The sequence below is a fragment of the Pollutimonas sp. M17 genome, assembly GCF_025836975.1.
Classification (GTDB): domain Bacteria; phylum Pseudomonadota; class Gammaproteobacteria; order Burkholderiales; family Burkholderiaceae_B.
This window is the reverse complement of sequence record NZ_CP107548.1, coordinates 2,125,227-2,150,937: the sequence shown is the minus strand read 5'-3', so window position 1 is coordinate 2,150,937 and position 25,711 is coordinate 2,125,227. Positions and strand designations below refer to the sequence as shown.

The following is a 25,711-nucleotide window of genomic DNA, read 5'->3' as shown; positions in this document are numbered from 1 at the left end:
GCGCCATTGCCGCAGGCCGTCCCTTCGAGCATCGGGAATATCGAGATGACCACACTTGCGTCCGCGCCGGGTTCCGGCCATACCCCGGATCAGGGCCGCTCATGGCGGCAATGGCTGGGCTGGAGCCTGCTGGCCCTTATCCTGGCCTGGTCCTGGAATGGCGCCGAAATGAATCCGGCCATGCTGTGGCGCGACGCCGACAACATGCGCGTATTCCTGGCCGACTTCTTCCCGCCCGACTTCCGCTACTGGAAACTGTATTTGAGCGAAATGCTCATCACCGTGCAGATTGCGGTATGGGGCACGGCACTGGCCATCGTTTGCTCGATTCCCCTGGGCATCCTGTGCTCCGAGAACATCGCGCCGTGGTGGATATGCCAGCCCGTGCGGCGCGTCATGGATGCCTTCCGCTCCATCAATGAAATGGTGTTCGCCATGCTGTTCGTCGTGGCCGTGGGCCTGGGGCCGTTCGCGGGCGTCATGGCGCTGTTCATCGGAACCACGGGCGTGCTGGCCAAGCTGTTTGCCGAGGCCGTCGAAGCCATCGACCCCGGGCCCGTTGAGGGCGTGCGCGCAACCGGCGCCAGCTCGCTGCAGGAAGTCATCTACGGCGTCATACCGCAGGTGCTGCCCTTGTGGATCTCGTATTCGCTGTACCGCTTCGAGTCGAATGTGCGCTCGGCCACCGTGGTCGGCATGGTCGGCGCGGGCGGCATAGGCGTCACCTTGTGGGAAGCCATACGCGGATTCCAGCTGGCCCAGACCTGCGCCATCCTCATCATCATCATCGCCGCCGTCAGCGCCATCGACATTGTGTCGCAACGCTTGCGCAAGCATTTCATTTAAGGCACGGGGCAGGGATGCCCTTTATTGAACATGGACTTGTCTAGACAGGAAGTGCCCCGGTACGTGGAACTGGCCGATGTGCTGCGCAGCGAGCTTGGCGGCTACAAGAGCGGCGATTATCTGCCCTCCGAAACGCAGTTGGCGCAGCGCTTCGGCGTGAACCGCCATACCTTGCGCCGCGCGGTGGATGTGCTGATCGCCGAGGGCAGCGTCTTGCGCCGGAAGGGGCGCGGCACCTGCGTGCTGCCCAGGCCCATCGTCTACCCGGTCGATGCGTCCAGCGCCTACAGCAAGACGCTGTCAGGCATGGGCTTGCGCTCACAGGCGATATTGCTTGGCCGGCGCCGGCGGCCGGCGCACCCGGATGAAGCCCGCGACCTGGCGCTCGGCCCGCAAGAGCCTGTGCTCGAGTTCCAGACATTGCGTCTGCTGGACGAGCAGCCCATCAGCCTGATTACGCATTGCTTCGCCGCCAGGCATCGAGAGGTGCTCCAGCACTATGGCGGAGGCTCGATGCGGCAGCACCTGGAAGGCTGCAACGTAAGGCTCAAGCGCGTATCCACCCTGATCGGGGCGCGCGCGCCGACGCAGCGCGATGCGGCCCAGCTTCTCATGCCGCGGCACACGCCCGTGCTGAGCATACGCACGCTTTCAAGCGATGCGGCCGGCGCGCCCTTCGAGCTGGCCTGCTCGATCACCCGCGCCGACCGTTTCAAGTACCACGTCATCTCCGGAGAACAACATGAGGATTGAAGAGGGAGTGGATGCCGCCCCGACCCCGCGCCAGCGCTGGATGCGCGTGCTTGCGCGCGCCGGCAGCCAATTGCAGGCCCACAGCCAGGCGCTGCGCCAGCCCGAACACCGCTACATACGGCCCGCCGAGACGGGCATGGTCATGGTGCGCGGCCGCGCGGGCGGAAGCGGCGCGCCGTTCAATCTGGGCGAAATGACGGTGACCCGCTGCGTCGTGCAATTGGCGGACGGCAGCACGGGCCACAGCTATGTGGCGGGCCGCAACAAGCCGCATGCGGAACTGGCGGCCCTGGCCGACGCGCTCTTGCAGGGTTCGCAGGGGCCGCGCTGGATGGCGCTGGTGGACACGCTGGAACAGGAACAGGCCGCGAACCGCGCGGCCCGGGCGGCGCAAAGCGCCGCCACCAAGGTGGATTTCACGACGCTGGTTCGAGGAGAAGACTGATGCGGGACAGCCTATTGTTGCCGGCCATGCCGGATCCGGTCACGGCCATGCAGAAGGTGTTCCGGCTGGCGCTGGCTGCCATGTCGGAACCCGGCACCGTGCATGCCGTGAACCCGATGCCGCAGCTCGATAGCCTGGCATCCGCCACCTACGCGCTATGCCTGACGCTGCTCGACGCCGATACCCCGGTATGGCTTGCACCGCCGCTGGATACGCCGGCGCTGCGCGCAAACCTGGCCTTCCATTGCGCCTGCCCCATCGCCCGGGCGCGCGAGGATGCCGCATTCGCCCTCCTGACCGTGGACGAGCTGGACGACCTTTCCGGCTTCAACACCGGCACCGACAGGGACCCGGATCGGTCCTGCACGCTGCTGGTCCAGCTGGACAGCCTGGAGGAGGGCGTGGCCACGTCATGGCGGGGGCCGGGAATACTGGACAGCCGTGCGATGCAACTGCCGGTGCCGGCCGATTTCTGGCTGCGCCGCAAGCAGCACGCGTTTCCGAAGGGGCTGGATGTCTTTTTCACCGCCGGATCGCAGCTTGCGGGGCTGCCCCGAAGCACGCGCGTGCAGCCGGCCGTTCAAGGAGTCAACTGATGTATGTAGCCGTAAAGGGTGGCGAGAAAGCCATCGACAATGCGCACGCATTGCTGGCGCGCAAACGGCGCGGCGATGCTTCGATTCCGGCCCTGACCGTGGACCAGATACGCGAACAGCTGCCGCTGGCCGTTACACGCGTGATGGGCGAGGGCTCGCTGTTCGACGAGGAACTGGCGGCGCTGGCCATCAAGCAGGCGGCCGGCGATCTGCTGGAGGCGATATTCCTGCTGCGCGCCTACCGGACGACGCTGCCGCGCTTCATGGCCAGCCGGCCTTTGCAGACCGGGGCCATGGACATCGAGCGCCGCATATCGGCCACCTTCAAGGACTTGCCGGGCGGCCAGTTGCTGGGCCCCACCTTTGACTACACCCACCGCCTGCTGGACTTTGCCTTGCTCGCCGACGGCGCCGTCCCGGACATGGAAATCGGCGCTGCGGAACCGGCCCGGGCCTGCCCCCGGGTGGTGGACATGCTGGCGGACGAAGGCCTGGTGGCCCTGGACGTGGACCGGGGCGGCGCCGTGCCCGACATCACCCGCGAGCCGCTGGATTTTCCCGCCAGCAGGGCGCAGCGCCTGCAGGCGCTGGCGCGCGGCGATGAGGGCTTTCTGCTGGCCCTGGCGTATTCCACCCAGCGCGGCTATGGCCGCAATCATCCCTTCGCCGGCGAGATACGCATAGGCTCGGTGGAAGTCTGGATAGAGCCTGAAGAGCTGGAGTTTCCCATTTCTCTGGGCGACATCGAGATCAGCGAATGCGAAATGATCAATCAGTTCATGGGCAGCAAAAGCCAGCCGGCGCAATTCACACGGGGCTATGGCCTGGCCTTCGGCCACGCCGAGCGCAAGGCCATGGGCATGGCACTGGTCGATCGCGCCCTGCGCGCGGCCGAGTATCAGGAAGACATCGAATCGCCCGCCCAGCAAGAGGAATTCGTGCTGATGCATTGCGACAACGTCGAGGCGGCGGGCTTCGTCTCCCACCTGAAGCTGCCGCATTACGTGGACTTCCAGTCGGAACTGGATCTCATCCGCAAGCTGAGGCGCAACTCGGCGGACGACGTGGAACTGGACAAGGAAAAAACAGCATGAGCGGCTTGAATCAGGATGCGGGAATCGAGCGGGGCTACAACTTCGCCTACCTGGATGAGCAAACCAAGCGCGGCTTGCGGCGCGGTTTGCTCAAGGCGGTGGCTATTCCGGGTTATCAGGTACCGTTCGGCGGCCGCGAAATGCCCCTGCCTTATGGCTGGGGCACGGGCGGCATGCAGGTGACCGCCGCCATACTGGGCGGCGACGACGTGCTGAAGGTCATCGACCAGGGCGCCGACGACACCACCAACGCGGTATCGATACGGCGGTTCTTTGTACGCACCGCCGGTGTGCGGACCACCGAGCGCACGGACCAGGCCACCCTCATCCAGACCCGCCACCGTGTGCCCGAGACACCCTTGCGCCAGGGGCAGATCATGGTCTTCCAGGTGCCCATACCCGAACCGCTGCGCTTCATCGAGCCGTCGGATTCGGAAACGCGCAGCATGCATGCGCTGAACGACTACGGCGTCATGCATGTAAAGCTGTACGAAGACATCGCCACCTACGGCCATATCGCCACCACCTACGCCTATCCGGTCATGGTGGACGAGCGCTACGTGATGGACCCCTCGCCCATCCCCAAGTTCGACAACCCCAAGCTGGACATGAGCCCGGCCCTGATGCTGTTCGGTGCCGGCCGCGAAAAGCGCCTGTACGCCGTTCCGCCCCATACCCCGGTGACCAGCCTGGACTTCGAGGACCATCCCTTCGAACTGCCTGTCTGGGAGCATCGCTGCGCCTTTTGCGACAGCTCCGATTCCTATCTGGATGAGCTCATCGTCGACGATGCGGGCACGCGCCGTTTCGTGTGCTCGGATACCGACTACTGCGGCCAGCGCCGCGCCGCGCTGGAGGCCGCGCCATGAATCCCTTGTTATCGGTACGCGACCTGACCCTGCTGTACGGCCCCGAGAAGGGCTGCCAGGGCGTCAGCTTCGACCTGTATCCCGGCGAGGTGCTGGGCATCGTCGGCGAATCGGGCTCCGGCAAATCAACCCTGCTGAGCGTGCTGTCGGGGCGCAGCGCGCCCGATCGCGGCGCCATCGCCTATCGCGACAAGGAGGGCGGCCAGGTGGATTTGTATCGGGCCAGCGAGGCCTACCGGCGAACCCTGCTGCGCACGGAATGGGGCTTCGTCGAGCAGAATCCGCGCGACGGCTTGCGCATGAGCGTGTCGGCCGGCGCCAACATCGGCGAACGGCTGATGGCGCAGGGCGTGCGCCATTACGGCCAGTTGCGCCAGGCCGGCCTGGAGTGGCTGGCGCATGTGGAAATCGACGCGCAGCGCATCGACGATCTGCCGCGCACCTTTTCCGGCGGCATGCAGCAGCGCCTGCAGATCGCCCGCAACCTGGTGTCTCGGCCGCGCCTGATCTTCATGGACGAGCCCACCGGCGGCCTGGACGTGTCCGTGCAGGCGCACTTGCTGGACCTGCTGCGCGGCCTGGTGCGCGAACTGCAACTGGCGGTGGTCATCGTCACGCACGACCTGGCCGTGGCGCGCCTGCTGGCCGACCGTCTGATGGTCATGCGCCGCTCGCGCGTCGTGGAAGCGGGCCTGACCGATCAGATATTGGACGATCCGCAGCATGCCTACAGCCAGCTGCTGGTGTCGTCGGTTCTACAGCCTTGAGGTGAATGCAATGGAAGCAGTGATGGAAGTAAAAGGACTGGCCAAGGAATTCGTGCTGCACCAGCAGCACGGCGTGGTCCTGAACGTGTTGCGCGGCCTGGACTTCACGCTGATGCCGGGCGAGTGCCTGGTCCTGCACGGCCGCTCGGGCGCGGGCAAGTCGACCCTGCTGCGCACCCTGTACGGCAATTATCTGCCGGCGGCCGGCAGCATACGGATACGGCACGAAGGCCGAATGATGGAGATGGTGGGCGCCGAACCGCGCCAGACGCTGGCCCTGCGCCGCGTCACGCTGGGCTATGTCAGCCAGTTCCTGCGCGTGATCCCTCGGGTCAACTGTCTGAATGTGGTCATGGAGCCGGCGCTGGCGCGCGGCCAGGCGCCCGTCCAGGCCCGGGCGCGCGCCATGGAGCTGCTTGATCGCCTGGGCATACCCGAACGCCTTTGGGCCCTGGCGCCCGGCACGTTTTCGGGCGGCGAGCAGCAGCGGGTCAATATCGCGCGCAGCTTCATCGTGCCCTGGCCCGTGCTGCTGCTGGACGAGCCCACCGCGTCGCTGGACGACGCCAACAGCGCCGTGGTGCTGGAGCTGATTGCCCAAGCCAAGGCCGCCGGCTCGGCGCTTATCGCCATCTCGCACGATGGCAAGACCCGCGATTCGATGGCGGATCGCTACCTGGACATGACAACGAAGGAGCCGGCACATGCAAGCTGAGCAGATATTCACCAATGCCCGCGTAGTGACGGGCACCGAAGTCTTCCTGGGCACGGTCGCCGTGCGCGACGGCCTGATCCACGACGTCGGCACGGGCGGCAGCCAACTGCCGCAAGCACAGGACCTGGAAGGCGATTACCTGATGCCGGGCCTGATCGAGCTGCATACCGACAACCTGGAAAAGTACATGAACCCCCGTCCGGGCGTGGACTGGCCCTCGGAATCGGCCGTGCTGGCCCACGACGCGCAGATCGTATCCGCCGGCATTACCACCGTGTTCGACGCGCTGGCCATCGGCGAGGTCAACCCCAAGGGCAACCGCCTGCGCCAGCTGCCCATCATGCTGCAGGCCATCACCCAGGCCGAGCAGCAGGGCCACACCCGGGCCGAGCATCGACTGCATCTGCGCTGCGAGCTCAGCCACGAGAAAACGCTGGACATCTTCAACGAGCTGGTGGAAAGCCCCCTGGTGCAACTGGTCTCCGTCATGGACCATTCACCCGGCCAGCGGCAGTTCGTGAAGTTCGAGAAGTACCGAGAGTATTATCAGGGCAAATACCATTTGAATGACGCCGAAATGGACGCCTTCATCGAACAGCAGGTCGAGAACTCGCGCCGCTACAGCGACAGCTACCGGCGCTCCATCGTGCACGAGTGCCGCGAGCGCCAGCTGTCGGTGGCCAGCCACGACGACGCCACGCCGGAGCACGCGCAGGAATCCGCCGACTACGGCATGAGCATTGCGGAATTCCCGACCACGGTGGAGGCGGCGGCGCTGAGCCATAGACTGGGCCTGAAGGTCTTGATGGGCGCGCCCAATATCGTGCGCGGGGGCTCGCATTCCGGCAACGTCGCCGCCTCCGAACTGGCCGGCCATGGCGTGCTGGACATCCTGTCCAGCGACTACTATCCATCCAGCCTTTTGCAGGCGGCGCGCATACTGGCCGACCAGGCCCAGGGCTACGACTTGCCCAAGGCGGTGGCCGCCATCAGCCTGGCGCCGGCCCGGGCCGCGGGCCTGGACGATAGGGGAGAGATCCGCAGCGGCTTGCGCGCCGACCTGCTGCGCGTAAGCGCGCATGGCAAGCAATTCGTGGTGGATCATGTGTGGCGCGGCGGCCGGCGGGTATTCTGATGGCGGGACGGCTTATCTACCTGATGGGGCCGTCGGGCTCGGGCAAGGATACAGTGCTGGAAGGGGTGTTCAGCCTGATGGGCCATGGCTGCTACCTGGCGCCGCGCGTCGTGACCCGGCCCCATACCGACACCGAGAGCGGCTCGATATCGGTGTCGGCCAGCGAGTTCGCAAGCCTGGAGTCCTGCGGCCTGCTGGCCATGGCCTGGCGCGCCAACGGCCTGGCCTATGGCGTGCTGCGCGACATCAACGACAAGCTGGTGGCGGGCTGCGATGTACTGGTCAACGGCTCACGCCAATACCTGCCCGAGGCGCGCAAGCGCTACCAGGACCTGGTGCCGGTGCTGCTGCGCGTGGACCAGCAGCAACTGGGCCAGCGCCTGCACGCGCGCGGCCGTGAAAACGGCGACCAGATCCAGGCCCGGCTGGCCCGCAATGCCCAGTTCTCCATGCTTGCCGACGCACCCGGAACGCAGCCGGTGATCCACATCGACAACTCCGGCAGGGCCGACGATGCCATCCGGGCCTTGTATGGCTACCTGAACGGGTCCGGCTTCAGCCGGCGCGCCGATTCTTCACGAGGAGGGCAAGGCCATCGCCATGCGACTTAGCCTGCTGGGCACCGGCAACGCCGCACAGGTGCCCGTCTACAACTGCGGCTGCCCCGCCTGCCAGCGCGCCCGAACGGCTCCGCGCCACCGTCGTGGACCGTGTTCCGCCCTGATCGAATGCGGGACGGGGCACTGGCTGATCGATGCCGGCCTGACGGATCTGGCGGAGCGCTTCCCGCCCGGCCGCCTGAGCGGCATCCTGCAAACCCATTATCACGCCGACCACGCACAAGGGCTGCTGCATTTGCGCTGGGGCACCGGCTTGCGCATCCCCGTGCTGGGGCCGCCCGACCCCGAAGGCCTGGCCGACCTGTACAAGCACCCCGGCATCCTGGATTTTTCCCGCAAACTGACCGCATTCGAGCCTGTGTCCCTGGATGGAATGGCGGTAACGCCGCTGCCCTTGATGCATTCCAAGCTGACCTATGGCTATCTGTTCGACGACGGCATGCAGCGCTACGCCTACCTGACCGATACGGTGGGCCTGCCGCCGGATACCCTGGATTACCTGAAGCAGCAGCCCCTGGACCTGCTGGTGCTGGATTGTTCTTACCCGCCCATGCCGCAAGCGCCGCGCAACCATAACGATTTGACCCGGGCCTTGGAGATTGCGGCGTCTTTGAACGTAGCGAAAACCGTGCTGACGCATATAGGCCATGGTTTCGATGCCTGGTTGATGGAGCATGGAGATGCGCTGCCTTCGAGCGTTATCGTGGGAGCAGATGGAGATGTGTTTGGTTAGTGGATGCGAGCAGGTGCGACGGGATACACACCGGCGTAGTCGTTTCAGGGCCGCACACCCCGACAATAGCTTGATCAGCCAAACCCGCCTTTGGCCAAAATTCGCGCAATGTCTCTGGCACCGTGCAATATACGTATGATGTAGACCGCGTCGTTGGTGTGCGTATAGTAAATGGCGTAGGTGCCGTGAAAGGTCACTCGTAAATTCGGTGATATCAAAGGCCGGGCAGGTTGTCCCTCTGGGAAGCTCAATGTCTTATGGCACGTTTCCTGCAGTGCTAAGATAAATTGCTCGGCGGCTTTCACTGAAGCGTCTTCAGCTATATATGACCATATCTCCGCCAGATCTGCTTCTGCATTTTCGGTTAGGTAGAGCGTTCGGCTAATAGTTTTCTCCCTCGCTCGGCGATCCGTTGAGCATCGAATTTCTTGCTGCGGCCAGCAGCTACATCGGCGAGGCCCTTGTCGATATCACGCTTGAGTGCGGTCAACTCATCCAGCATGAGCTGGCGCTTAAATGACCAATCACGTAGCGCTTCGCGGATGACCTCGCTGGTTGATGCGTACTCACCCGTTTCCACCGCGCTTTTAAGTGTGGCCACCATCTCTTTGGGCATAGTCACTGTCAGACGTTCAATCGCAGTCATAGTCGGGTACCTTGGGAGTGGAAAATCATACTTAATCATACTTTATTCTCTACCAAGGAGGAAGCCGGCGTGCTCCGGTTCGGTACAGCCCATGACGGAAGTCAACACCATGGAACGTGACAGCAAAAGAGGGCCGCCTTCTAACGCGTAGGGCTAGAAGCGATGGTAGCAGTCAACCTTTCGGTTTAGATTCCGATGGCGACGTATTTAACCAACTGATTCATTTGCCTAGCTCGGAAGTTCCGAATTGGAGCATGGCTTGGATGCGGGCACACTGCAATCCTGATTGTTTGCCGGGAGAGCATCGTGCACAAAGAACGCCATGCGCAAAGCGGACAGGGTATGACCGAATACATCATCGTGGTGGCGCTGGTGGCGGTCGCGGCCATCGCGGTGTACCAGGTTTTCGGGCAGGTCGTGCGTTCGCAAACCGCCGCCATGGCCAAGGAACTGGCCGGCGAAGACGGTTCTGAACAGTCGCGCATGGCCCAGTCGGCGGCCGAGGCCGCCGCCGCCCAGACCGCGGCCAAAACCCTTAAATCGTTTACCGGCAATTCAGGAGCCGGCCAATGACCGCCGCCGCCCGACGAAGCGCGCTGGCCGCCGCTCAACAAGGGCAGGCCCTGGTGCTGGGCATGCTGCTGGCGGGAATTGCCCTGATCGCATTCGTCCGCTACTTTTCGACCGGCCAGGTGGTCGCGGCAAAGTCCAGGCAGACCCATGCATTGGATGCGGCAGCCTATAGCGGCGCCCTGATCCAGGCGCGCGCCCTGAACATGATGGCCTACATCAATCGGGCCCATGTGGGCCACCAGCTAGCCCTGGCGCATCTGGTCACGCTGGGCTCATGGGCCGCGCTGGGCGCCACGCAGGCGCGCCAGCTGGGCAGCGGTAATCCGCCGGTCCATCTCATTGCCATGTTGTTCGGTCCCGACCATGGGGCAGCCTATGCGGCGGCAAGCAGGGCCTATGGCCTGGGCCATTCCGCCGGATCGCAAGGCGAACTGGCACAGGCCTATGCAGCACATGATCATGCTGTCCGCAATGTATTGGCAAGCGTGCAGGGCGACATCGCGCGTGGCCTCGCGCAAGCCAGATGGGCCGGAATGCAGGCGGTGCTCAGCCATAACTATCCCGGCGCCGGATCGGCTTCATCCTTTGACCTGGTCATCGATGACGACGGCCTTCCCGGCTATGTCCAGGCCCATTCGGGCCAGGGGGCTTTGCGCGGCTTGGTGGAAGAAGTCACACGCATGTATGGTTTCCTGGCGGCCCGCAATCACACTGCGAAAAACTCATGGGCGGTGGACGCGCGCTGTCCTGCTTCCAGGCATCAGTTGCGCCGCCGCGGCGATACCCGGATGGATGCGCAGGGGCGTTGGCAGTCCATTGATACCGAATCCTTCCATGCCTTGCGGGCCAATCGCTGGATAGGCTGTTACCACCGCGAATATGCCATGGGCTGGGGCTGGATACCCAGTGCGGCATCGCAAACCATGGATCAGCCCCATGTCGAACATCCTCCCGATGATTTTTCCGGCCAGGACTTCTGGCGCTGGGTCCAGGAAAGCACCGATTGGGACATCGCGTCGGGAAGCGCGAATCCCATGGCCAATTCAAAGGCTTCCGCTGCCCGGCAGCCTTGGCAGGGCGGCGGCCTTCCCGCTTACTTCGATACAGCCGCTGCCGGAGACCGGGCCTTGCGGTTCAGCGTGAGCCTTCGGCATGCCGGGCCCGAGGGTCTTGTGCTGACGACACGAAGCGCCGCCGAGACTTTCTATCAACGGCCCGAAGCGCGACCCGACGGACTGGACGAAGCCGGCAATCTGTTCCAGCCGTATTGGCAGGCCAGGCTGGCGGCCCATTCCGCTTTACCCGATCTTGAAAAGGTGTTGCCATGACATGCTGTTTCTGGCGCCTTGTGAACGAGGGCAGCTGTCGGCGTTCCCGCCTTGGGCAAAGCGGCCAAGCAATGGCTGAGGGCATTGTCGTGCTGGGGGTATTGCTATCCGTTTACGTGGCCATATCATGGCTTGGGCGCATTCAGGACATGGCTTTGTCGGCGCAACATGCCAGCCGCCACGCCGCGTTCCAGCAAGCGCGGGCCGAAAGGGGCATCACGCCTCAAGATATAAGCCGGCATTTCTTTTCGGGGCGAGCACATCAATGGACGGATCGCCGGGGGCAACGCCTGCTTGGCGGGAAAGCCGACGGCGTGACGCTGTCCCTCCGCAGGCACGCCTTGAGTTCACACGCGCAGCCGGGCGGCCAGGGCGGAACGGCCACCGCTTTGCGTCGCGACTGGGAAATACAGGATCCGGGCATAGTGCATGCCGAAGTACAACTGAACGGCGCATCGCCGATACAGAATATCGATGCGCCGAATTCGGCGGGGCCGCGATTCACCGAAGGCTATCCGGCCATATACCGGCATACGGCGATTCTGACAGGGGCCGGACATGCATCCGGAGATGCGCATGTCCAGCAGGTCCTGGGGCAATCCGAGTTGGGGTGGAGCGGGAGCGCCGCTGCGTCTTATTCCATCGGAAGCAGAATCTCGGCCATCATGAGGCAGGTCGATGCGGCCTGGGCGCGCCCCGAGCCGAAGTTCGACTGGCTAGCCCCATGGGCGGGCCGCATACCGGATCATCATCTTGTCGCTACCCGATGGAGGCAGCATGATTGACGGATCTTCATGCATGAATCGCGGCAAGACGGGGGGCTTCCGATTCCTGTCGGCATTCGCGCGATTCCTCAGGTTGGCTCTCACCGCATCATTCTTATGCACGGCGGCCGTCGCCTGGGCGCTGCATTCCGCGCCGGAGCGCCTGAATTCATTGTCTGTACAAGGCCTGCGCTGGGGGTCGATCCAGCCCATGCTCCTGTCGGGCGTGCCGGCGTATATGAAGCCATTCACATCCGGCGATTCGGCCCTGCCTGCCGCACAGTCGCTGGCTGCCCATACCGATTTGTTCCAGCGCGTCTTGATGACGCCGGGCGCCATCATCCTGTCGGGATTGCAGGCCGATTGGCATTGGCTGGCGCAGGTGGATACGCTGGGAGCAGGCGCAAAGGGATACGTGTCGGCAATGCGTATCGGCCCGGCGTTTCCGGCTGCCGGCGCCATGCTCCATGACCCGGGGTTTTCATGGCTGCCTGCGCAATCGCGACGCCGGTTCACTTACCGCGATATCGCGTCCTCGCGGACGGCAGCGCAGCATGTGTACAGCATCGACTTGCCCATGAGCGTCGTCACGGCCTATGTCCGCCGGCAACTGCGTGCGGAGGGCTGGGAAGCCGAGCCCATCGTCGGCTTCGCCGGCCATAGCGTCTGGCGGCGCCGATCGTCCCGCTTGATGCTGTTTTCGCAAGCGGTGCCGCCGGGTACCGACTTGTACGTTCACCATGTCGAATAGTCCTCAAGGAGGCTACATGCGGCTGCCTGCATTCAACCGATCTTCGGCCATGTTGTTGCTTGCCTTGGCGGCGGGCGTATGCGCCGCATGGGCCGCAAGGCAGTACCTCCAGGATCGAGCCCAACTCATCGAGGCCCGCGCCAAAGTTCCGATGGCGCAGCGCATCGTCGCCGCCCACGATCTACCGGCCGGAACCCGCCTGGAATCCGAGCACCTGATGATACGGTCCTATCCGGCTGCACTGGTTTCCAGCGACAGCCTGCCGCCCGAGCGATACACGGAGCTTACAGGCACTGTGTTGCGCACGCCATTGAGATCAGGCGATCCGGTCTTGCCGGTCCATGCGGCGGCTCACCAGCCAGGCACGTTCTCAAGCCATCTTGCCTCAGGAAGGCGGGCCATCACCATGCCGGTCGATGCCATCAATTCCGTGTCGGGGCTTTTGCAGCCCGGCGATCTCATCGATCTCTATGTTTCGTTCGAGTATCAACGGCGAAGAATCACCGCGCCCCTGCTGCAAGGTGTTCTGGTGCTGGCAACAGGGGCCAGTACGCAGTATGTCCAGGAACCTGGCACGACCCGGCCCACGCCTTACGCCACCGTCACCCTTGATGCCGCGCCCGAAGATGCGGTCAAGCTGGTGGCAGCCCGGCAAAGCGGGATCATCACGGCTGTTCTGCGGCCGCCGCATGACGGCGAGTCCACGCAGAAGGCGGTTCGCGGCGATCTGGCCAGCCTGCTGGGTGTGAACAGGCCATCCCCGGCGACATCGAAAAAAGTGCCGGTGCTGTACGGCAGCCAGGCCTTGCGCAATGTCCCCAGGCTGATTCCAACGCAATCCGTCCCTCAGGCCGCCGGCGTATTCGACCTGCCTTATGCACCGGAGCTGGTCAGTGCATGGATGCATGCGGCAGCCCAGCGCTCCGTGCCGGATGTGCCGGTTCATACGGATCTGGCCGACCCCAGCCACATTCTTGCCGGCATCGTCTCGGAGTAGGGCATGACCATGACGTTTTCTCCCCGCCATCTGCTTTGCTGCCTGCTGCTCGGAACGATGTCGGTCTGCTTCGCAGCCGGACGAGACAACCAGCTCAGCCTGCAGACAGGCGAAGTCAAAGTGCTGGCCATACCCGATGTGGCGCGCGTTGCAGTCGGGGATGGGCATGTCATCAATGCGGTGACCACTGACGAGAAAGAGGTGATCGTGTTTGCGCGCAATGAAGGATCCAGCACCTTGCAGATATGGTCGGAAACCGGGCGCCGGCATCGCTACCAGGTCGACGTCGCGCCGGAAGGAGCCCGGCGGATTCAGCAGGAACTGCACAGCGTGCTGGAACGTATTCCACATGCCCGGATATCGGTGGTCGGCGAGAAGCTGGTGGTGGAGGGCGACGATTTATCCGATGGCGATCGGGAGCGCATCGCTGAACTTTCCAGGCGCTATCCCTCGCTGCTGGATTTCACCGGTCAGGTCGGTTGGGACCGCATGGTGCTGCTCGATGTCCAGGTGGTGGAAGTGCCCCGGGTCCAGTTGCAGGAACTGGGCTTGCGCTGGAATACGGCGACGTCGGGGGGTGTAAATGCCGGACTCGTCTGGGACGGAGGCAGTAAAAGGTGGGCGGAACGTCCGGGTGAAGCGACGATGCCGCTGGCCTTTCCCGCTACGGCCGCGGCTGGCTACTTCGGCGTGAGTGCCTTGCTTTCGGCCCAGATCAATGCGATGGCGCAAACCGGGACGGCCGTCGTTCTTGCACAGCCGCAGCTGTTGGCGCGCAGCGGCGCCACCGCCGAGTTCCTGGCTGGCGGCGAGGTGCCTTATTCCACCGTCGACGCCAACGGCAATGCCAATACGGCATTCAAGCCGTATGGCGTGTCGCTGCGCATCACCCCGAAAATCGAGCGGAACGGCGCTGTGCGGTCACGCATCGAAGTCGAGGTCAGCTCGGTGGATACGTCTTTGTCGGTGCCCAATGGTCCATCGCTCAAAACCCGCCGCGCCGCCACGGAGTTCAATGTGCGTTCGGGCCAGACGCTGGTGCTGGCGGGGTTTCTTTCGCGCGAGGAGTCGCGCAACGTGGACAAGGTGCCAGGCCTGGGCGACATTCCCATTCTCGGACCCTTGTTCAAGTCCACGCGCTTTCAGCGCAACGAAACCGAGCTGGCAATCTTTGTCACGCCGATCCTGGTCGCGGCGGATCATCCCGATCTTGAGCAGCGAGTCCGCAACAGCCGTGACATCGTTGACGCCAGCTTTCCCGAGGCACCCCGGATCAATGTTCCAGTCCTGCCGCGTGGCGCCTTGCCGGATGCGCTTGCAGCTTTGCCTGCGCATGCCTGGGATCCCTGGGCCGGCGAAGGTTCCCAATGGAGCAAGGAGCCCGTTGCGTCCCTACCCATTGCCCACGAAGAGATCACACGAACAGGAAGGAACCGGCATGCCTATACGGAGTAAGCAATGCTAGACATGGAGCTGCACTACGAGGATGGAGTCGTCCAGACGCGCAACGCCGCCTTGCCGCTCGAAATAGGGCGGTCGCCCGGTGCAGACCTGTGCCTGAAGGCATGGCGGGTGGCAAGACGCCATGCGCGGCTTGAAGATTGCGAGGGCGGCATATTCATCGAGGATTTCGGCGCGCTCAGCGGCACGCTGGTGAATGGCCGGCGGATAAGCCGCTACGGACCATTGCAGGCTGGCGACGAGATCGTCATCGGGCCTTGCCTGATACGCATACGAAGCTTGCCCCCTACAGCGATGACCGGGTCGGCCGTATCCGAACCGTCCGCCACCGCCATGGCGCCCGATGCCCTGAAGGGCGATGAATCCGTGGCCGGCCATTCTTCCGGCGCATTTGCCAGCGCCGCTGCGCAGCGCGGCGATGCGGCGGCGTGTCTTTCCTTGCCTTCCGATGCTTTGCTTCATCATCGAAGGCGCCTGCATAGCGCCTTGCTTGAAGCGCTGGACTTGCGCCGCCGCGATATCGCCGCCATGAGCGACGAGGCCCTGCGCGGCGAAGCAATGGCCGCGCTGGGTGAGCTCATTGCGCATGACATCGAGTTGCCGGAGTCGGTCGATCGATGCAGGATGCTGGTTGACGTCGTGAACGAAGCCGTGGGGCTGGGCCCGCTGGAGCCCTTGTTGGCCGATCCCTCCATCAGCGAGATCATGGTGAACCGGCACGATGAGATATTCGTTGAAATCCAAGGCAGGCTGAGCCGGTATCCTGGCGCGTTCAGCAGCGAACAAGCCGTGCTGGGCGTGATAGAGCGCATCGTTTCGCCTTTGGGCCGGCGCATCGACGAAAGCTCGCCCATGGTGGATGCGCGCTTGCGTGACGGCTCGCGCGTCAATGCCATCATCGCCCCGGTGGCCCTGCGCGGCGCCAGCCTGACGATACGCAAGTTCCCGCAGGCCCGCCCCGGCATGGAGGATCTTCTTCGTGTGGGCGCGCTGGACAACTCCATGCGCGATTTTCTTCGCGCCTCGGTGCTGGGCAGGAGAAACATCATCGTGTCGGGCGGAACGGGTTCGGGCAAGACGACACTGCTGAACATACTGTCCAATTTCATTCCCGATGGCGAGCGCATCGTCACCATCGAGGATGCGGCCGAGCTGCGTCTGGATCATCAGCACCTGGTCGCGCTGGAGGCCAGGCCCCCCAATCTTGAAGGACGGGGCCGGATCGACATCCGCGACCTGGTGCGCAACGCCTTGCGCATGCGGCCCGACCGCATCGTCATCGGCGAATGTCGCGGCGGCGAGGCTTTCGACATGCTGGCCGCCATGAATACCGGACACGAGGGCTCGCTGACCACCTTGCATGCCAACAGTCCCAGGGACGCCCTGTCGCGGCTGGAAACCATGATACTCATGGCCGGGATGGATCTGCCCCTGACGGCGGTTCGCGAGCACATCGCGGCCAGCATTGATTTCATCGTCCAGCAGGCGCGCCTGGGAGACGGAAGCCGCCGCATTACCGCCATCGTCGAGGTAACCGGCATGGAAAGCGGAAGGATCCAGATCCAGGAATTGTTCCGCTACACGCAGGGGCCGCCGCCGGCCTTTGTCGGCTGCGGCGTGATCCCGGAATGTCTGGCCGAGCAGGTCGGCCAGCCGGGCTTGCCCGCTTCCTTGTTCGATCAGCGCACCGAGCTGCCGCCTATCGACGATATTTCCTGTTTTTGATTACGCGGCACCGGCTGTGGTTTCCGACGCGGCACGCGCGGGACAAGAAGGAGCTTATAGATGATCGAGGTCTTCATACTTGGCGTTGCGGGAGCGATGGCGGTGCTCAGCTGGTACTTGATGCAATCGCTGGGCGGCGCCTATGCGCGCTATCGTCAGGCTTTCAAGCAGCAAGCCTCTGAGCGCATGGGGGAATTCTTTCTTTTCCTGGATCCCTCTCAATTGTGGCTGGCCAATCTTGCCGCCGGCGCGGTCGTCAGCCTGGCCGGCTACATTGCATTTGGCAATGCATGGCTTTCCGCCGCTGCGGGAGCGGCGGCCCTGGCGGCGCCCCAGTATGGCATCCGGCGCGTCCGGCTGCGACGCTTGCGCAACTTCGACCGGCAGCTTCCCGACATGTTGATGGCGCTGTCCGGAGCGCTGCGGGCGGGCTCGGGAATGCAGGCGGCCCTGCGGCATATCGTGGCGCAATCACCCATACCGCTGTCCCAGGAATTCGGCCTGATGTTGCGGCAGCAGCGCATGGGAGTGCCGTTCGAACACGCCTTGGGCGGACTATATCGGCGCATGCCCACCGAAGGCATGGGCTTGCTGGCATCGTCCCTGAAGATCGCCGCACAAAGCGGCGGCAATCTGGCAGAAACGCTCGAAGGCATCGCCGACACCTTGCGCGCCCGATTGCATTTGTTGGGGCGGATACATGCGCTGACTTCCCAGGGCCGCTTGCAGGCCTGGATAATGGCCTGCCTGCCCGCCGTGCTGGCCCTGGCGCTGCATTACCTGGATCCGGCCGCGATGGCGGCGTTATGGGAGACGCCATTGGGCTGGTCGGTGCTGGGCATCATTGTCTTGCTGGAAGCGGTAGGCATCTTCTTCATACTGCGCATCGTCAGCATTCAGGTATAGGCAAAGGAGGAACAACATGCTTTTCTGGATCAGCTGCTTTGCCGCCGGGCTATCCCTGTGCTTGACCGTCTGGGTATTCACGCGCCCTGCGGTCGCCGGGCGTTCTCCAACGGACATGCCTGAGGGTGGCGTGCTCCTGCGGCTGGCGTGGCCATGGATACAGGCTGGCGCCGCTGTGTGCGAACCCTTTGTTTCGTGGCGCATGAGGCTGTCCCTGCGTCCGCGCATACGGACCGCCGGGCTTTTTCCTTACTGCAAACCCGAGCACATCGTTGCCATGCAGATGCTTGCCTTTGCCTTGTCCGCGCTTGCGACTGGGCTGGTCTCGCTGCAGGCAGGGCTGGATCCCAGCCGCGGCATGCTATTGGGCGTCGTCATCGGGTTGGTTTCCATGCTCCTGCCGCGCCGCTGGCTATCCGACCTGGGCCGGCGGCGGCAGGGACAGATGCTGCGCGAGCTCCCTTTTCTTTTGGATATGGCGACCTTATGCGTCGAGGCGGGGCTGAATCTGCAGGGCGCTTTGCAGCAGGCGGCCCAGCACGGCCCCGAAGGGCCATTGCGGGCTGAATTGCAGCATGCGCTTGCGGACATGCGCGCCGGCCTGCCGCGCATGCAGGCCCTGGAAGAACTTGCCGAACGCACCGGCCTGGCGGCGGTGCGCAGCCTGGTCACGGCGCTTGTCCAGGCCGATCAACTGGGCATGAGCCTGGGGCCTTTGCTGCGCTCCCAGTCCGTGCAGCGCCGTACCGAGCGCTTCCTGCGTGCTGAAAAGCAGGCGCTGGAGGCGCCGGTAAAAATGCTGTTCCCCATGGTGTTCTGCATTTTTCCATGCACCTTTCTCATCATCGGCTTTCCCATCGTCGTCAAGCTGCTGTCGGTGGACTATTGAGCAGCGATCTTTGCCGCGAGCGCCAACATGGGCCTGCGTGCGCCGGCATCGATCCGAAGGGCTTGCGCCTGCTTGTCGCCCGGACATTTCGCCAGCGCTTGCTGGGCCTGCATGCACATTCCCGTCTGCCTTGGCATAGCGGACTATGCATAAGGCCTTGCAAGGCCATACATACTGCCGGGCTGGGATATGCCATCGACGTTGTGTTTCTGGATCGGAGGCTTCGGGTCCTTAAACGGATCGATCGCCTGCCTCCCTGGCGTATGGCGATTTGCCTGAAGGCCGCTTGCGTGGTGGAGCTGCCGGCGGGTTATTGCGCAGCGCATCCGGATATCGAGCGGCTCATCCGAGATGCGCTGTGTGGCGGACGCGTGTAGTCCGGCTCCCATGTTCCATGGCACGGCGCCGCTGCTGCGGCCCCGGCGCCCGAGGGTGCGTGACCCTTACTGATCCGACGGATGATTCGCGCCGAACACACTGACATAGGCCGGATAGAAGCTGCAATACAGCACCGCCGCCACGATGATGTTGACGGGCGTCAGCAGGATCTGCACCGTGCCCGGCGCAATGCCCATTGCGCTGATGAAATCCCCGGCCATCTGCACGGCAAAGAAGATGGCCGCCCAGCTGGCGCCGTAGGCCAGGAAGGGCAGCTTGTTGCGCCAGCAGGCCACCATGGAAAAGAACAGGGCCTGCCGCATGCGTATCTTGTGCCAGCCTATCAGCGCGGGAGCATGCCAGAACAGGGCGGAGATCACCACGTACAGCAGACCGAAAGTGATCAGGGGGCCCCGCATGGCGGCCAGCAGGGCGCGTTCGTCCAGGACGCCGTCGGGGTTGATGGCGGTCATCAGGCTGTCCATGAAGGGCAGGGTGGCCAGGAAGCCGCCCATCATGCAGAAGGCCAGGTAGGCCAGGCCCAGGCCGAACAAACGCCGGCGGGTTTCGCGGTCGCGCAGGGGCTCCAGCCACATGGTCAGCAGCATGGGCCGCCCGGCGGCCACGTGGCGGCAGGCGCACAGGGTGATGAAGGTCAGTATCGGCGTGCCGGCGATCAGGGCCATCTGCCCGAACAGCGGGATCAGGTAGCTGACGGTGATCAGGAATCCCGTCATCAGGCTCCAGAAAAACATGGCCATGGGCTGGCGCTTGAAGAGCTTGAATCCATCTTGTATCCAGGTCCAGCCGGATGTGATGGGAAGGATGGCGGCTTGCATGCGTGGGGGATCCTAGATGGAAAGGGGGCGTGCCGGCGTCTTGCGGCGTTCGCGCAGTATGCGTTCGAAATGGCGCGGGTCGTGCGGCTTCAGGGTTTGAGCGGGCCGGGGCAGGTGGAAGTCGAACAGCCGCGATACCCAGAAGCGAAGGGCGGCGGCCTGCAGCAGGGTGGGCCAGGCCTCGTGTTCCTCGGCCGTGAAGGGGCGTACGCGGGCGTAGGCATCCAGCCAGGCATGCAGCTTGGCCTCGTCGAAGACGCCGGTGTTGCGCTCTATGCACCAGTCGTTGACGCTGACCGCCACGTCGAACAGCCATGTGTCCCAGCCGGCGAAGTAGAAGTCGATGAAGCCGCCCATGCGCGGCATGTCGAAGGTGCCGTCGAACAGCACGTTGTCGCGGAACAGGTCGCAGTGCGCGGGGCCGAAGGGCAGCGCCTTGTAGGCGGGGGTGGCGGCATAGCGGGTCTGTTCGTCCAGCACCTGCTGTATCAGCGTGCTTTGCGAACGGCTTAGAAAGGGCAGTACCTTGGGTATGGTTTCCTGCCACCAGGGCAGGCCGCGCAGATTGGGCTGGCGTATGCCGAAATCGGCGCCCGCCAGGTGCGCCCGCGCCAGCGTTTCGCCCGCCAGCGCGCAATGGGCGGCGCTGGGGTCGGGCTCGTAGCCGCCCGAAAGCCGGCTGACGATGGCGCAGGGCTTGCCGTGCAGCGTGGTCAGCCGGGTGCCGTCGCGCAGGGTTTGCGGCTGGGGCACCGGTATGCCGCGCGTGGCAAGGTGGTGCATCAGTTCTATGTAGAAGGGCAGTTGCTCGTGGGCCAGCACCTCGAACAGCGTCAGTACGTATTCGCCCTGCGTGGTGGCCAGGAAGTAATTGGTGTTTTCGATGCCGGCGGTGATGCCGCGCAGGGAAACCAGGTCGCCCAGCATGTAGCGGGCCAGAAGCTGGCTTGCGTCGCTGTCGCTGACGGGGGTAAAAACGGCCATAGGCTGCGGACTCTGCTTGTGTAAACCGTGGAAAAATAAAAAAGGCCCGTAAAGCCGGGCCACTGATTTTAGTCCAGGTTGGCGCCCCGTGCGGCGGGGCGCGCCATTCAAGGCGATGGCTTCATTTTTTAAGCAGGCTGCATTTGGAATCCTCGACCGAGGTGAAGGCTTCCTCGCCGGGGATGGTGGCGACGATCTTCATGTAGTCCCAAGGCTTCTTGGACTCGGCCGGCGTCTTGACCTGCAGCAGATACATGTCGTGGATGTAGCGCCCGTCGGCCCGTATATGGCCTTTGGTGTAGACGTCGTCGATCTTCATCTTCTTCAGCTGGGCCATCACCTTGTCCGAGTCGGTGGTCTTCACCGTTTCCACCGCCTTGAGATAGGTGGCCGTGGCCGAGTAGGCGGCGACCTGGTGCGTGCTGGGCATCTTCTTCATGGTCTCGTAGAAGCGCTGCGAGAACTTCCGGGTTTCATCGTTCATGTCCCAGTACCAGCTGTCCGTCATCAGCAGCTTCTGGGCCACGGGCAGGCCCAGGCCGTGGATGTCGTTGATGGTCATCAGCAGGCCGACCAGCTTCATCTTGTCGACCAGGCCGAAGTCGTTGGCGGCCTTGATCGAGTTGATGGTGTCCGAGCCGGCATTGGCCAGACCCAGTACCTGGGCTCCTGACGCGGCGGCCTGCAGTATGTACGAAGACATGTCCGGCGAGAACGGCGGGTGGCGCACCGACCCGACGACGGTGCCGCCGTTTTTCTTCACCACCGCGGCGGTGTCGGCTTCAAGCGAGTGGCCGAAGGCGTAGTCCGCAACCAGGAAGAACCACGATTTTCCGCCTTGCTTGATCACGGCCGAGCCCGTGCCCTTGGCCAGAGCCACGGTGTCGTATTCGTAGTGGATGGTGTAAGGGGTGCAGTCCTCGTTGGTCAGGCGGGCGGTTGCGGCGCCGATATTGATGTAGGGGATTTTCTTTTCGTTGATGATGGTGTTCATGGCCAGGCCGGCGGCCGAATTGACGCCGCCGATCAGCAGGGTGATGCCTTGCTGGTCTATCCATTCCCGCGATCGCGAGGCGGCGATCTCGGGCTTGTTCTGGTGGTCGGCCGACAGCACCTCGATTTTCTTGCCCAGCACCTTTCCGCCGGCGTCCCGCACGGCCATCCGGATGGCCTCCAGGCCGCCCGAGCCGTCCGTGTCGGCGTAGGGGCCCGACATGTCGGTGATGAATCCGATGCGCACGACGTCGGGGCTGCCTTGCGCCTGGGCGCCGCCGACGGCTCCGGCCAATGCCAGCGCCAGGGCGCTCAGGTGGATCAATGCTTTTTTCATGGTTTGTCTCCGTTGTTCCAGTAGGATGGTTGCCGGTCTGCTTGCCGGTTGGAATGCCTGTTTCGGTGAATTGCTTGCTTTCTTGCCTGGTGAATGCCTGCCGCCGCGCGCGTCGGGCTACGAGGCCCCCGCCCGCCGCTGCCGCAGCAACTGCACGGCCAGGTCGGTGCGCACGTCCTTGGCCGCCGCCATGGCCTGGGCGACCCAGGCCACCTCTTCGCCCTTGGCGCCGGCCGCCAGCGCGATGTTGCGGGCGTGCAAGGCCATATGGCCGCGCTGTATGCCTTCGGTGGACAGGGCCCGCAACGCGGCCATGTTTTGCGCCAGTCCCACGGCGGTCGCCGCCTCCGCCAGTTCCTGCGCGGTGGATACGCCCATGATCTTCAGGGAGAGCTGGGCCAGCGGGTGCGTCTTGGTGGCGCCGCCCACCAGGCCCACCGGCATGGGCAGCTCCAGCGTGCCGACCAGGTCGCCATTGCCGGCGATCTCCCACGTGCTCAGTGAGGTGTAGCGGCCGCCGCGGCAAGCGTAGGCGTGCGCGCCGGCTTCGACCGCCCGCCAGTCGTTGCCGGTGGCGACGATGATGGGGTCGATGCCGTTCATGATGCCTTTGTTGTGGGTGGCGGCGCGATACGGGTCGACGGCGGCGAAGGTATAGGCGTCGACGATGCCGTTGACCACGTCCTCGCCGCTGTAGTCCTGCGTTTGCAGTGTCTGGGGGGAAATCTGCACGCGGGCGCGCGCCAGGCGCAAATCGGCCAGGTTGGACAAAATGCGCAGGCGCACGCGTCCGCCCGTGATCTGTTCGATGGGCCCGGCCACGGCTTCGGCCATGGTGTTGACGGTGTTGGCGCCCATGGCATCGCGCACGTCGACGATCAGGTGCGCGACCACCATGGGGCCGCGCGCGGTGTCGGGAAAGACATGCACCTCGATGTCGCGGCAGCCGCCGCCCAGCCCGGTCAGCACCTGGTCCCGGCTGTTCGCGATGTCGATGATCTTCTGGCGATTCTGCAATATGGCGTGGCGGGCGCCATAGGGGTCGGACACGTGGGTCACCTGCACCTGGGCGCGCATGAGGGGGCCGGTGCTGGATGTCTGGAAGCCGCCCGATGCGCGCACCAGCTTGGCCATGTATGACGCCGCGGCGACGACCGAGGGTTCTTCCACCGCCATGGGAACCAGCACGTCCTTGCCATTGACCAGGAAATAGCCGGCAATGGCATAGGGCAGTTCGAACTTGCCGATGACGTTTTCGATCATGCCGTCGGCGGTGGCCAGCGGCAGGCCGCCGGCTTCGCTGAGCAAGCGGATTTCGTCCGTGTTCAGCTGGGTTTTTTCAGCGATGTGCTGCAGGCGTTCGGCCGGCGATAGCGAGCGAAAGTCCGGTAGGCGTGAATCCAGGCTCATTCTGTGTTGTCTCTGTAAGGTTTGGAATAGGTTTGAATGCGGATCAGTATAGGTAGCCTGGGCGCGCAAGCACATGGTATAAGTGCACATAAAAATACATTTTTTATGTGAGCATGGCTGAGCCTGCTCTTTCCAGGATACGGCGGAATGGCTTATTCCAGCGTTGAACGCGACGGCATGGCCCGGCCTGCCGCGCAGGCCTTGCCCGCTACGCCGGTCGAGGCCGACATCGTCCGCCTGCTGCACCGGGATGCCAGCCGGCAGGAATTGGCCGGCTTGCTGGACAAGGCGCGGCTCCTGCCCGACGGTCCCGAGAAAACCCGATTGATCCAGAGCATCGAGATGGGCGTCACCATCAAGGAAAGGATGGATCAGCACCAACTGCGCGAACGCGGGCTGCTGGCGGTGATCGAGACGGCACAGGACCTTACCGCCATCACGGACCTGGACAAGGTGTTGCAGGCCATCGTGCAGCGCGCCCGCAAGCTGGTGGGCTGCGACGTGGGCTATCTGTCGATCTACGATGACGAAAAGTGCGACTTCTATGTGCGGGCGACGGACGGCGCCTTCTCGGAGCAGTTCAGGCGGATCCGGATAGGGCTGGAGGTCGGCGTCTGCGGTTTCGTGGCGCGCAATCGCGCGCCGTATTCCTCGTCCGACTACGGCGCCGATGAACGGTTCGTCCATACCGGCTTCATCGATTCGGCCATGCTCGATGAAAACATCAAGTCCATCCTGGGCGTGCCCTTGCTGGAGGGCGAGAAAGTGGTGGGTGTACTGTTCGTGGGCGATCGCTATGTCCGGTCGTACGTGGCCTGGGAGATGTCCATTCTGTCCACGCTGGCGGCGCATGCCTCGGTGGCCATCGGCAATGCGCGTCTGTTCGAGCAGGCCCAGAAGGCGCTGCGCCAGGCCAGCACGACCAATGCCTTGCTCAGCCGCCAGACCGCCGACACCCGCGCCGCGGCCGAGGCGCATGAACAGCTGACGTCCCTGGTGGCGCGCGGCGGAGACTTGCCGGAGATCTGCCTGATGGTGAGCCATCGCCTGGGCGGGCACGTCGTCGTCCGCGACGAGGGCGGCAGCCAGATCTGCGCGTCGGCCCGGGACGCGCTGGGTTTCGCGGCGCCCGCCGCCGGCCCTCACGATAAATACTGGGCCGACGACAAGATCCATGCCGCCCTCGACGAAAGCCGCCGGCTGGGGCGATCGGTCACGGCTTTTGCGCTGCCCTCGCATGTATGCCGGGTTTGCGCGGTGGTCGGCGGCAAAGGCTTGCTGGGCGGGCTGGTCATCCACACGGAGTCGGCGCTGAACGACATGGCGGTGCGTATTTTCGAGCGCGGCGCCATGGTGACCGGCGTGGTGCTGCTGCTCAAGGAGCAACGCAGCTATTCCATTCTTTCCGATGTCCCCGTCGTCCTGCATGGCTTGATCCATCGTCCGCAGGGCAGCCTGGAGAAGCTGGCGCGGCAGGCGGCGGCGTATGGGCTGGACCTGTCGCAAGCCACGCGACTGGCGCTGATCCAGACCCGGCCCGAGCGCAGCGCCTATGTGGTCAGGCAATTGCGGGCGCGGCTGGACGCATCCGGAACCCTGTTCGGCGAGGCGGGCGACCACGTGGTCGCCCTGGTCAATGATCACGCCCTCGGCGCTTTGCAGGCCGGGCTTGCGTCGTGCTTCAGCGGCTATAAGGGCGAGTTCACCGTTGTGGTTTCCGAAAGTGTCGCCATGCCCTCGGAGCTTGCGCAGGCGTTTCAGAATGCGGGCCGATGCCTGCGTTTCCTGAACGTCCTGGGGCGAAGCACGGCCGTTTTTCACGAACGTGATCTGCTTCTTTATTCGTCCCTGTTCGACGAGGCGACCGAGCAGGGCATCGATGCTTTCCTGCGTTCGGCCCTGGGCGGGCTGTATCGGGATGGCGGGCCCAGGAAGGTCGAGCTGGCCAGGACGCTGCTGGCCTACCTCGATCAAGGCCATAACGCCCGGGCGGCCGCGGCGACGCTGGATGTGCACATCAATACCTTCCGCCAGCGGCTGGAAGCCGTCGATGCCTTGCTGGGACGATGGCGTGAACCCGGAAGAATGCTGGAAGTCCACATGGGCCTGCGCTTGTGGAGCCTGCGCGATGACGAGGTCTTTCCCGGCCACGTTTAA

General features: G+C 64.1%; 28 protein-coding genes. 22 read left to right on the top strand and 6 right to left on the bottom strand.

All coding sequences use genetic code 11. The features are described 5' to 3' along the window. The first annotated feature begins 45 nt into the window (after positions 1-45). The 11 genes from phnE to phnP are packed head-to-tail and all read left to right on the top strand — an operon-like array spanning position 46 to position 8,573. Positions 46-846 (top strand): phosphonate ABC transporter, permease protein PhnE, encoded by an 801-nt coding sequence (gene phnE, locus OEG81_RS10255; RefSeq protein WP_264129132.1) that lies wholly within the window; start codon positions 46-48, stop codon positions 844-846. A gap of 30 nt (positions 847-876) precedes the next feature. Beyond that, a complete protein-coding gene (phnF, locus tag OEG81_RS10250; RefSeq protein WP_264129131.1) occupies positions 877-1,599 on the top strand; it encodes a phosphonate metabolism transcriptional regulator PhnF in 723 nt (240 codons plus the stop codon). Beyond that, positions 1,589-2,044, top strand: coding sequence for a phosphonate C-P lyase system protein PhnG (phnG, locus tag OEG81_RS10245; RefSeq protein ID WP_264129130.1), 456 nt, complete (start codon positions 1,589-1,591; stop codon positions 2,042-2,044). The genes phnF and phnG overlap by 11 nt, the downstream gene beginning before the upstream one ends. Beyond that, entirely contained in the window at positions 2,044-2,640 is a 597-nt protein-coding gene (gene phnH / locus OEG81_RS10240; RefSeq protein WP_264129129.1) for a phosphonate C-P lyase system protein PhnH, read from the top strand. The genes phnG and phnH overlap by 1 nt, the downstream gene beginning before the upstream one ends. Next, on the top strand, positions 2,640-3,734 hold the full coding sequence (locus OEG81_RS10235; RefSeq protein WP_264129128.1) for a carbon-phosphorus lyase complex subunit PhnI: 1,095 nt from the start codon (positions 2,640-2,642) through the stop codon (positions 3,732-3,734). The genes phnH and OEG81_RS10235 overlap by 1 nt, the downstream gene beginning before the upstream one ends. After that, positions 3,731-4,603 (top strand): alpha-D-ribose 1-methylphosphonate 5-phosphate C-P-lyase PhnJ, encoded by an 873-nt coding sequence (locus OEG81_RS10230; protein WP_264129127.1) that lies wholly within the window; start codon positions 3,731-3,733, stop codon positions 4,601-4,603. Before OEG81_RS10235 ends, OEG81_RS10230 begins: the two co-directional genes overlap by 4 nt. Continuing rightward, on the top strand, positions 4,600-5,370 hold the full coding sequence (gene phnK, locus OEG81_RS10225; protein WP_264129126.1) for a phosphonate C-P lyase system protein PhnK: 771 nt from the start codon (positions 4,600-4,602) through the stop codon (positions 5,368-5,370). Before OEG81_RS10230 ends, phnK begins: the two co-directional genes overlap by 4 nt. A 10-nt stretch (positions 5,371-5,380) precedes the next feature. Next, positions 5,381-6,085: a phosphonate C-P lyase system protein PhnL gene (gene phnL / locus OEG81_RS10220; RefSeq protein ID WP_264129125.1), complete on the top strand. Its 705-nt coding sequence runs from the start codon at positions 5,381-5,383 to the stop codon at positions 6,083-6,085. Then, the gene (locus OEG81_RS10215; RefSeq protein WP_264129124.1) at positions 6,075-7,220 is read left to right on the top strand and encodes an alpha-D-ribose 1-methylphosphonate 5-triphosphate diphosphatase; all 1,146 of its coding nucleotides are present in this window, start codon (positions 6,075-6,077) and stop codon (positions 7,218-7,220) included. The genes phnL and OEG81_RS10215 overlap by 11 nt, the downstream gene beginning before the upstream one ends. Continuing rightward, positions 7,220-7,831: a phosphonate metabolism protein/1,5-bisphosphokinase (PRPP-forming) PhnN gene (gene phnN / locus OEG81_RS10210; protein WP_264129123.1), complete on the top strand. Its 612-nt coding sequence runs from the start codon at positions 7,220-7,222 to the stop codon at positions 7,829-7,831. The genes OEG81_RS10215 and phnN overlap by 1 nt, the downstream gene beginning before the upstream one ends. Further along, positions 7,821-8,573, top strand: a complete 753-nt coding sequence (phnP, locus tag OEG81_RS10205) for a phosphonate metabolism protein PhnP (RefSeq protein ID WP_264129122.1) — start codon at positions 7,821-7,823, stop codon at positions 8,571-8,573. Before phnN ends, phnP begins: the two co-directional genes overlap by 11 nt. Positions 8,574-8,647: 74 nt before the next feature. On the opposite strand, the gene OEG81_RS18165 is transcribed toward phnP, so the two are convergent. Together OEG81_RS18165 and OEG81_RS10200 are read right to left on the bottom strand one after the other, a co-directional pair. Beyond that, entirely contained in the window at positions 8,648-8,896 is a 249-nt protein-coding gene (locus OEG81_RS18165; protein ID WP_412034140.1) for a type II toxin-antitoxin system RelE/ParE family toxin, read from the bottom strand. Positions 8,897-8,937: 41 nt separating this feature from the next. Beyond that, on the bottom strand, positions 8,938-9,219 hold the full coding sequence (locus OEG81_RS10200) for a type II toxin-antitoxin system ParD family antitoxin (RefSeq protein WP_264129121.1): 282 nt from the start codon (positions 9,217-9,219) through the stop codon (positions 8,938-8,940). Between the two features lie 342 nt (positions 9,220-9,561). Here OEG81_RS10200 and OEG81_RS10195 point away from each other — a divergent pair, with 342 nt between their 5' ends. From OEG81_RS10195 to OEG81_RS18160, 10 genes are all read left to right on the top strand, one after another. After that, positions 9,562-9,792 carry a hypothetical protein gene (locus OEG81_RS10195; protein WP_264132562.1) on the top strand — a complete coding sequence of 77 codons (231 nt, stop codon included), beginning with the start codon at positions 9,562-9,564 and terminating at the stop codon, positions 9,790-9,792. Then, complete coding sequence (locus OEG81_RS10190) at positions 9,789-11,120, top strand: hypothetical protein (protein ID WP_264129120.1); 1,332 nt, start codon at positions 9,789-9,791, stop codon at positions 11,118-11,120. The genes OEG81_RS10195 and OEG81_RS10190 overlap by 4 nt, the downstream gene beginning before the upstream one ends. A 71-nt stretch (positions 11,121-11,191) precedes the next feature. Continuing rightward, positions 11,192-11,905, top strand: coding sequence for a pilus assembly protein (locus OEG81_RS10185; protein ID WP_264129119.1), 714 nt, complete (start codon positions 11,192-11,194; stop codon positions 11,903-11,905). Next, a complete protein-coding gene (locus OEG81_RS10180) occupies positions 11,898-12,635 on the top strand; it encodes a hypothetical protein (protein WP_264129118.1) in 738 nt (245 codons plus the stop codon). Before OEG81_RS10185 ends, OEG81_RS10180 begins: the two co-directional genes overlap by 8 nt. 16 nt (positions 12,636-12,651) lie before the next feature. Continuing rightward, positions 12,652-13,632 (top strand): Flp pilus assembly protein CpaB, encoded by a 981-nt coding sequence (gene cpaB / locus OEG81_RS10175; RefSeq protein ID WP_264129117.1) that lies wholly within the window; start codon positions 12,652-12,654, stop codon positions 13,630-13,632. 3 nt (positions 13,633-13,635) lie between these two features. Beyond that, a complete protein-coding gene (locus tag OEG81_RS10170; RefSeq protein ID WP_317135345.1) occupies positions 13,636-15,087 on the top strand; it encodes a type II and III secretion system protein family protein in 1,452 nt (483 codons plus the stop codon). A 3-nt stretch (positions 15,088-15,090) separates the two neighbouring features. Continuing rightward, the gene (locus tag OEG81_RS10165; protein ID WP_264129116.1) at positions 15,091-16,818 is read left to right on the top strand and encodes an ATPase, T2SS/T4P/T4SS family; all 1,728 of its coding nucleotides are present in this window, start codon (positions 15,091-15,093) and stop codon (positions 16,816-16,818) included. Positions 16,819-16,878: 60 nt separating this feature from the next. Beyond that, on the top strand, positions 16,879-17,724 hold the full coding sequence (locus OEG81_RS10160) for a type II secretion system F family protein (protein ID WP_264129115.1): 846 nt from the start codon (positions 16,879-16,881) through the stop codon (positions 17,722-17,724). A gap of 16 nt (positions 17,725-17,740) precedes the next feature. Further along, positions 17,741-18,613, top strand: a complete 873-nt coding sequence (locus OEG81_RS10155) for a type II secretion system F family protein (RefSeq protein WP_264129114.1) — start codon at positions 17,741-17,743, stop codon at positions 18,611-18,613. Beyond that, positions 18,553-18,990, top strand: a complete 438-nt coding sequence (locus OEG81_RS18160) for a DUF192 domain-containing protein (RefSeq protein ID WP_412034057.1) — start codon at positions 18,553-18,555, stop codon at positions 18,988-18,990. The genes OEG81_RS10155 and OEG81_RS18160 overlap by 61 nt, the downstream gene beginning before the upstream one ends. Positions 18,991-19,056: 66 nt before the next feature. Here the strand turns inward: OEG81_RS18160 and OEG81_RS10150 are convergent, their stop codons facing one another. The 4 genes from OEG81_RS10150 to OEG81_RS10135 form a co-directional block, all read right to left on the bottom strand. After that, positions 19,057-19,830, bottom strand: a complete 774-nt coding sequence (locus OEG81_RS10150) for a BPSS1780 family membrane protein (RefSeq protein ID WP_264129113.1) — start codon at positions 19,828-19,830, stop codon at positions 19,057-19,059. Positions 19,831-19,842: 12 nt separating this feature from the next. After that, the gene (locus tag OEG81_RS10145; protein ID WP_264129112.1) at positions 19,843-20,814 is read right to left on the bottom strand and encodes a homoserine kinase; all 972 of its coding nucleotides are present in this window, start codon (positions 20,812-20,814) and stop codon (positions 19,843-19,845) included. A 121-nt stretch (positions 20,815-20,935) separates the two neighbouring features. Continuing rightward, on the bottom strand, positions 20,936-22,144 hold the full coding sequence (locus tag OEG81_RS10140) for an ABC transporter substrate-binding protein (RefSeq protein ID WP_264129111.1): 1,209 nt from the start codon (positions 22,142-22,144) through the stop codon (positions 20,936-20,938). Between the two features lie 117 nt (positions 22,145-22,261). Next, positions 22,262-23,554, bottom strand: a complete 1,293-nt coding sequence (locus OEG81_RS10135) for a hydroxymethylglutaryl-CoA reductase, degradative (RefSeq protein WP_264129110.1) — start codon at positions 23,552-23,554, stop codon at positions 22,262-22,264. Between the two features lie 147 nt (positions 23,555-23,701). Here OEG81_RS10135 and OEG81_RS10130 point away from each other — a divergent pair, with 147 nt between their 5' ends. Then, positions 23,702-25,711 carry a helix-turn-helix domain-containing protein gene (locus tag OEG81_RS10130; protein ID WP_264129109.1) on the top strand — a complete coding sequence of 670 codons (2,010 nt, stop codon included), beginning with the start codon at positions 23,702-23,704 and terminating at the stop codon, positions 25,709-25,711.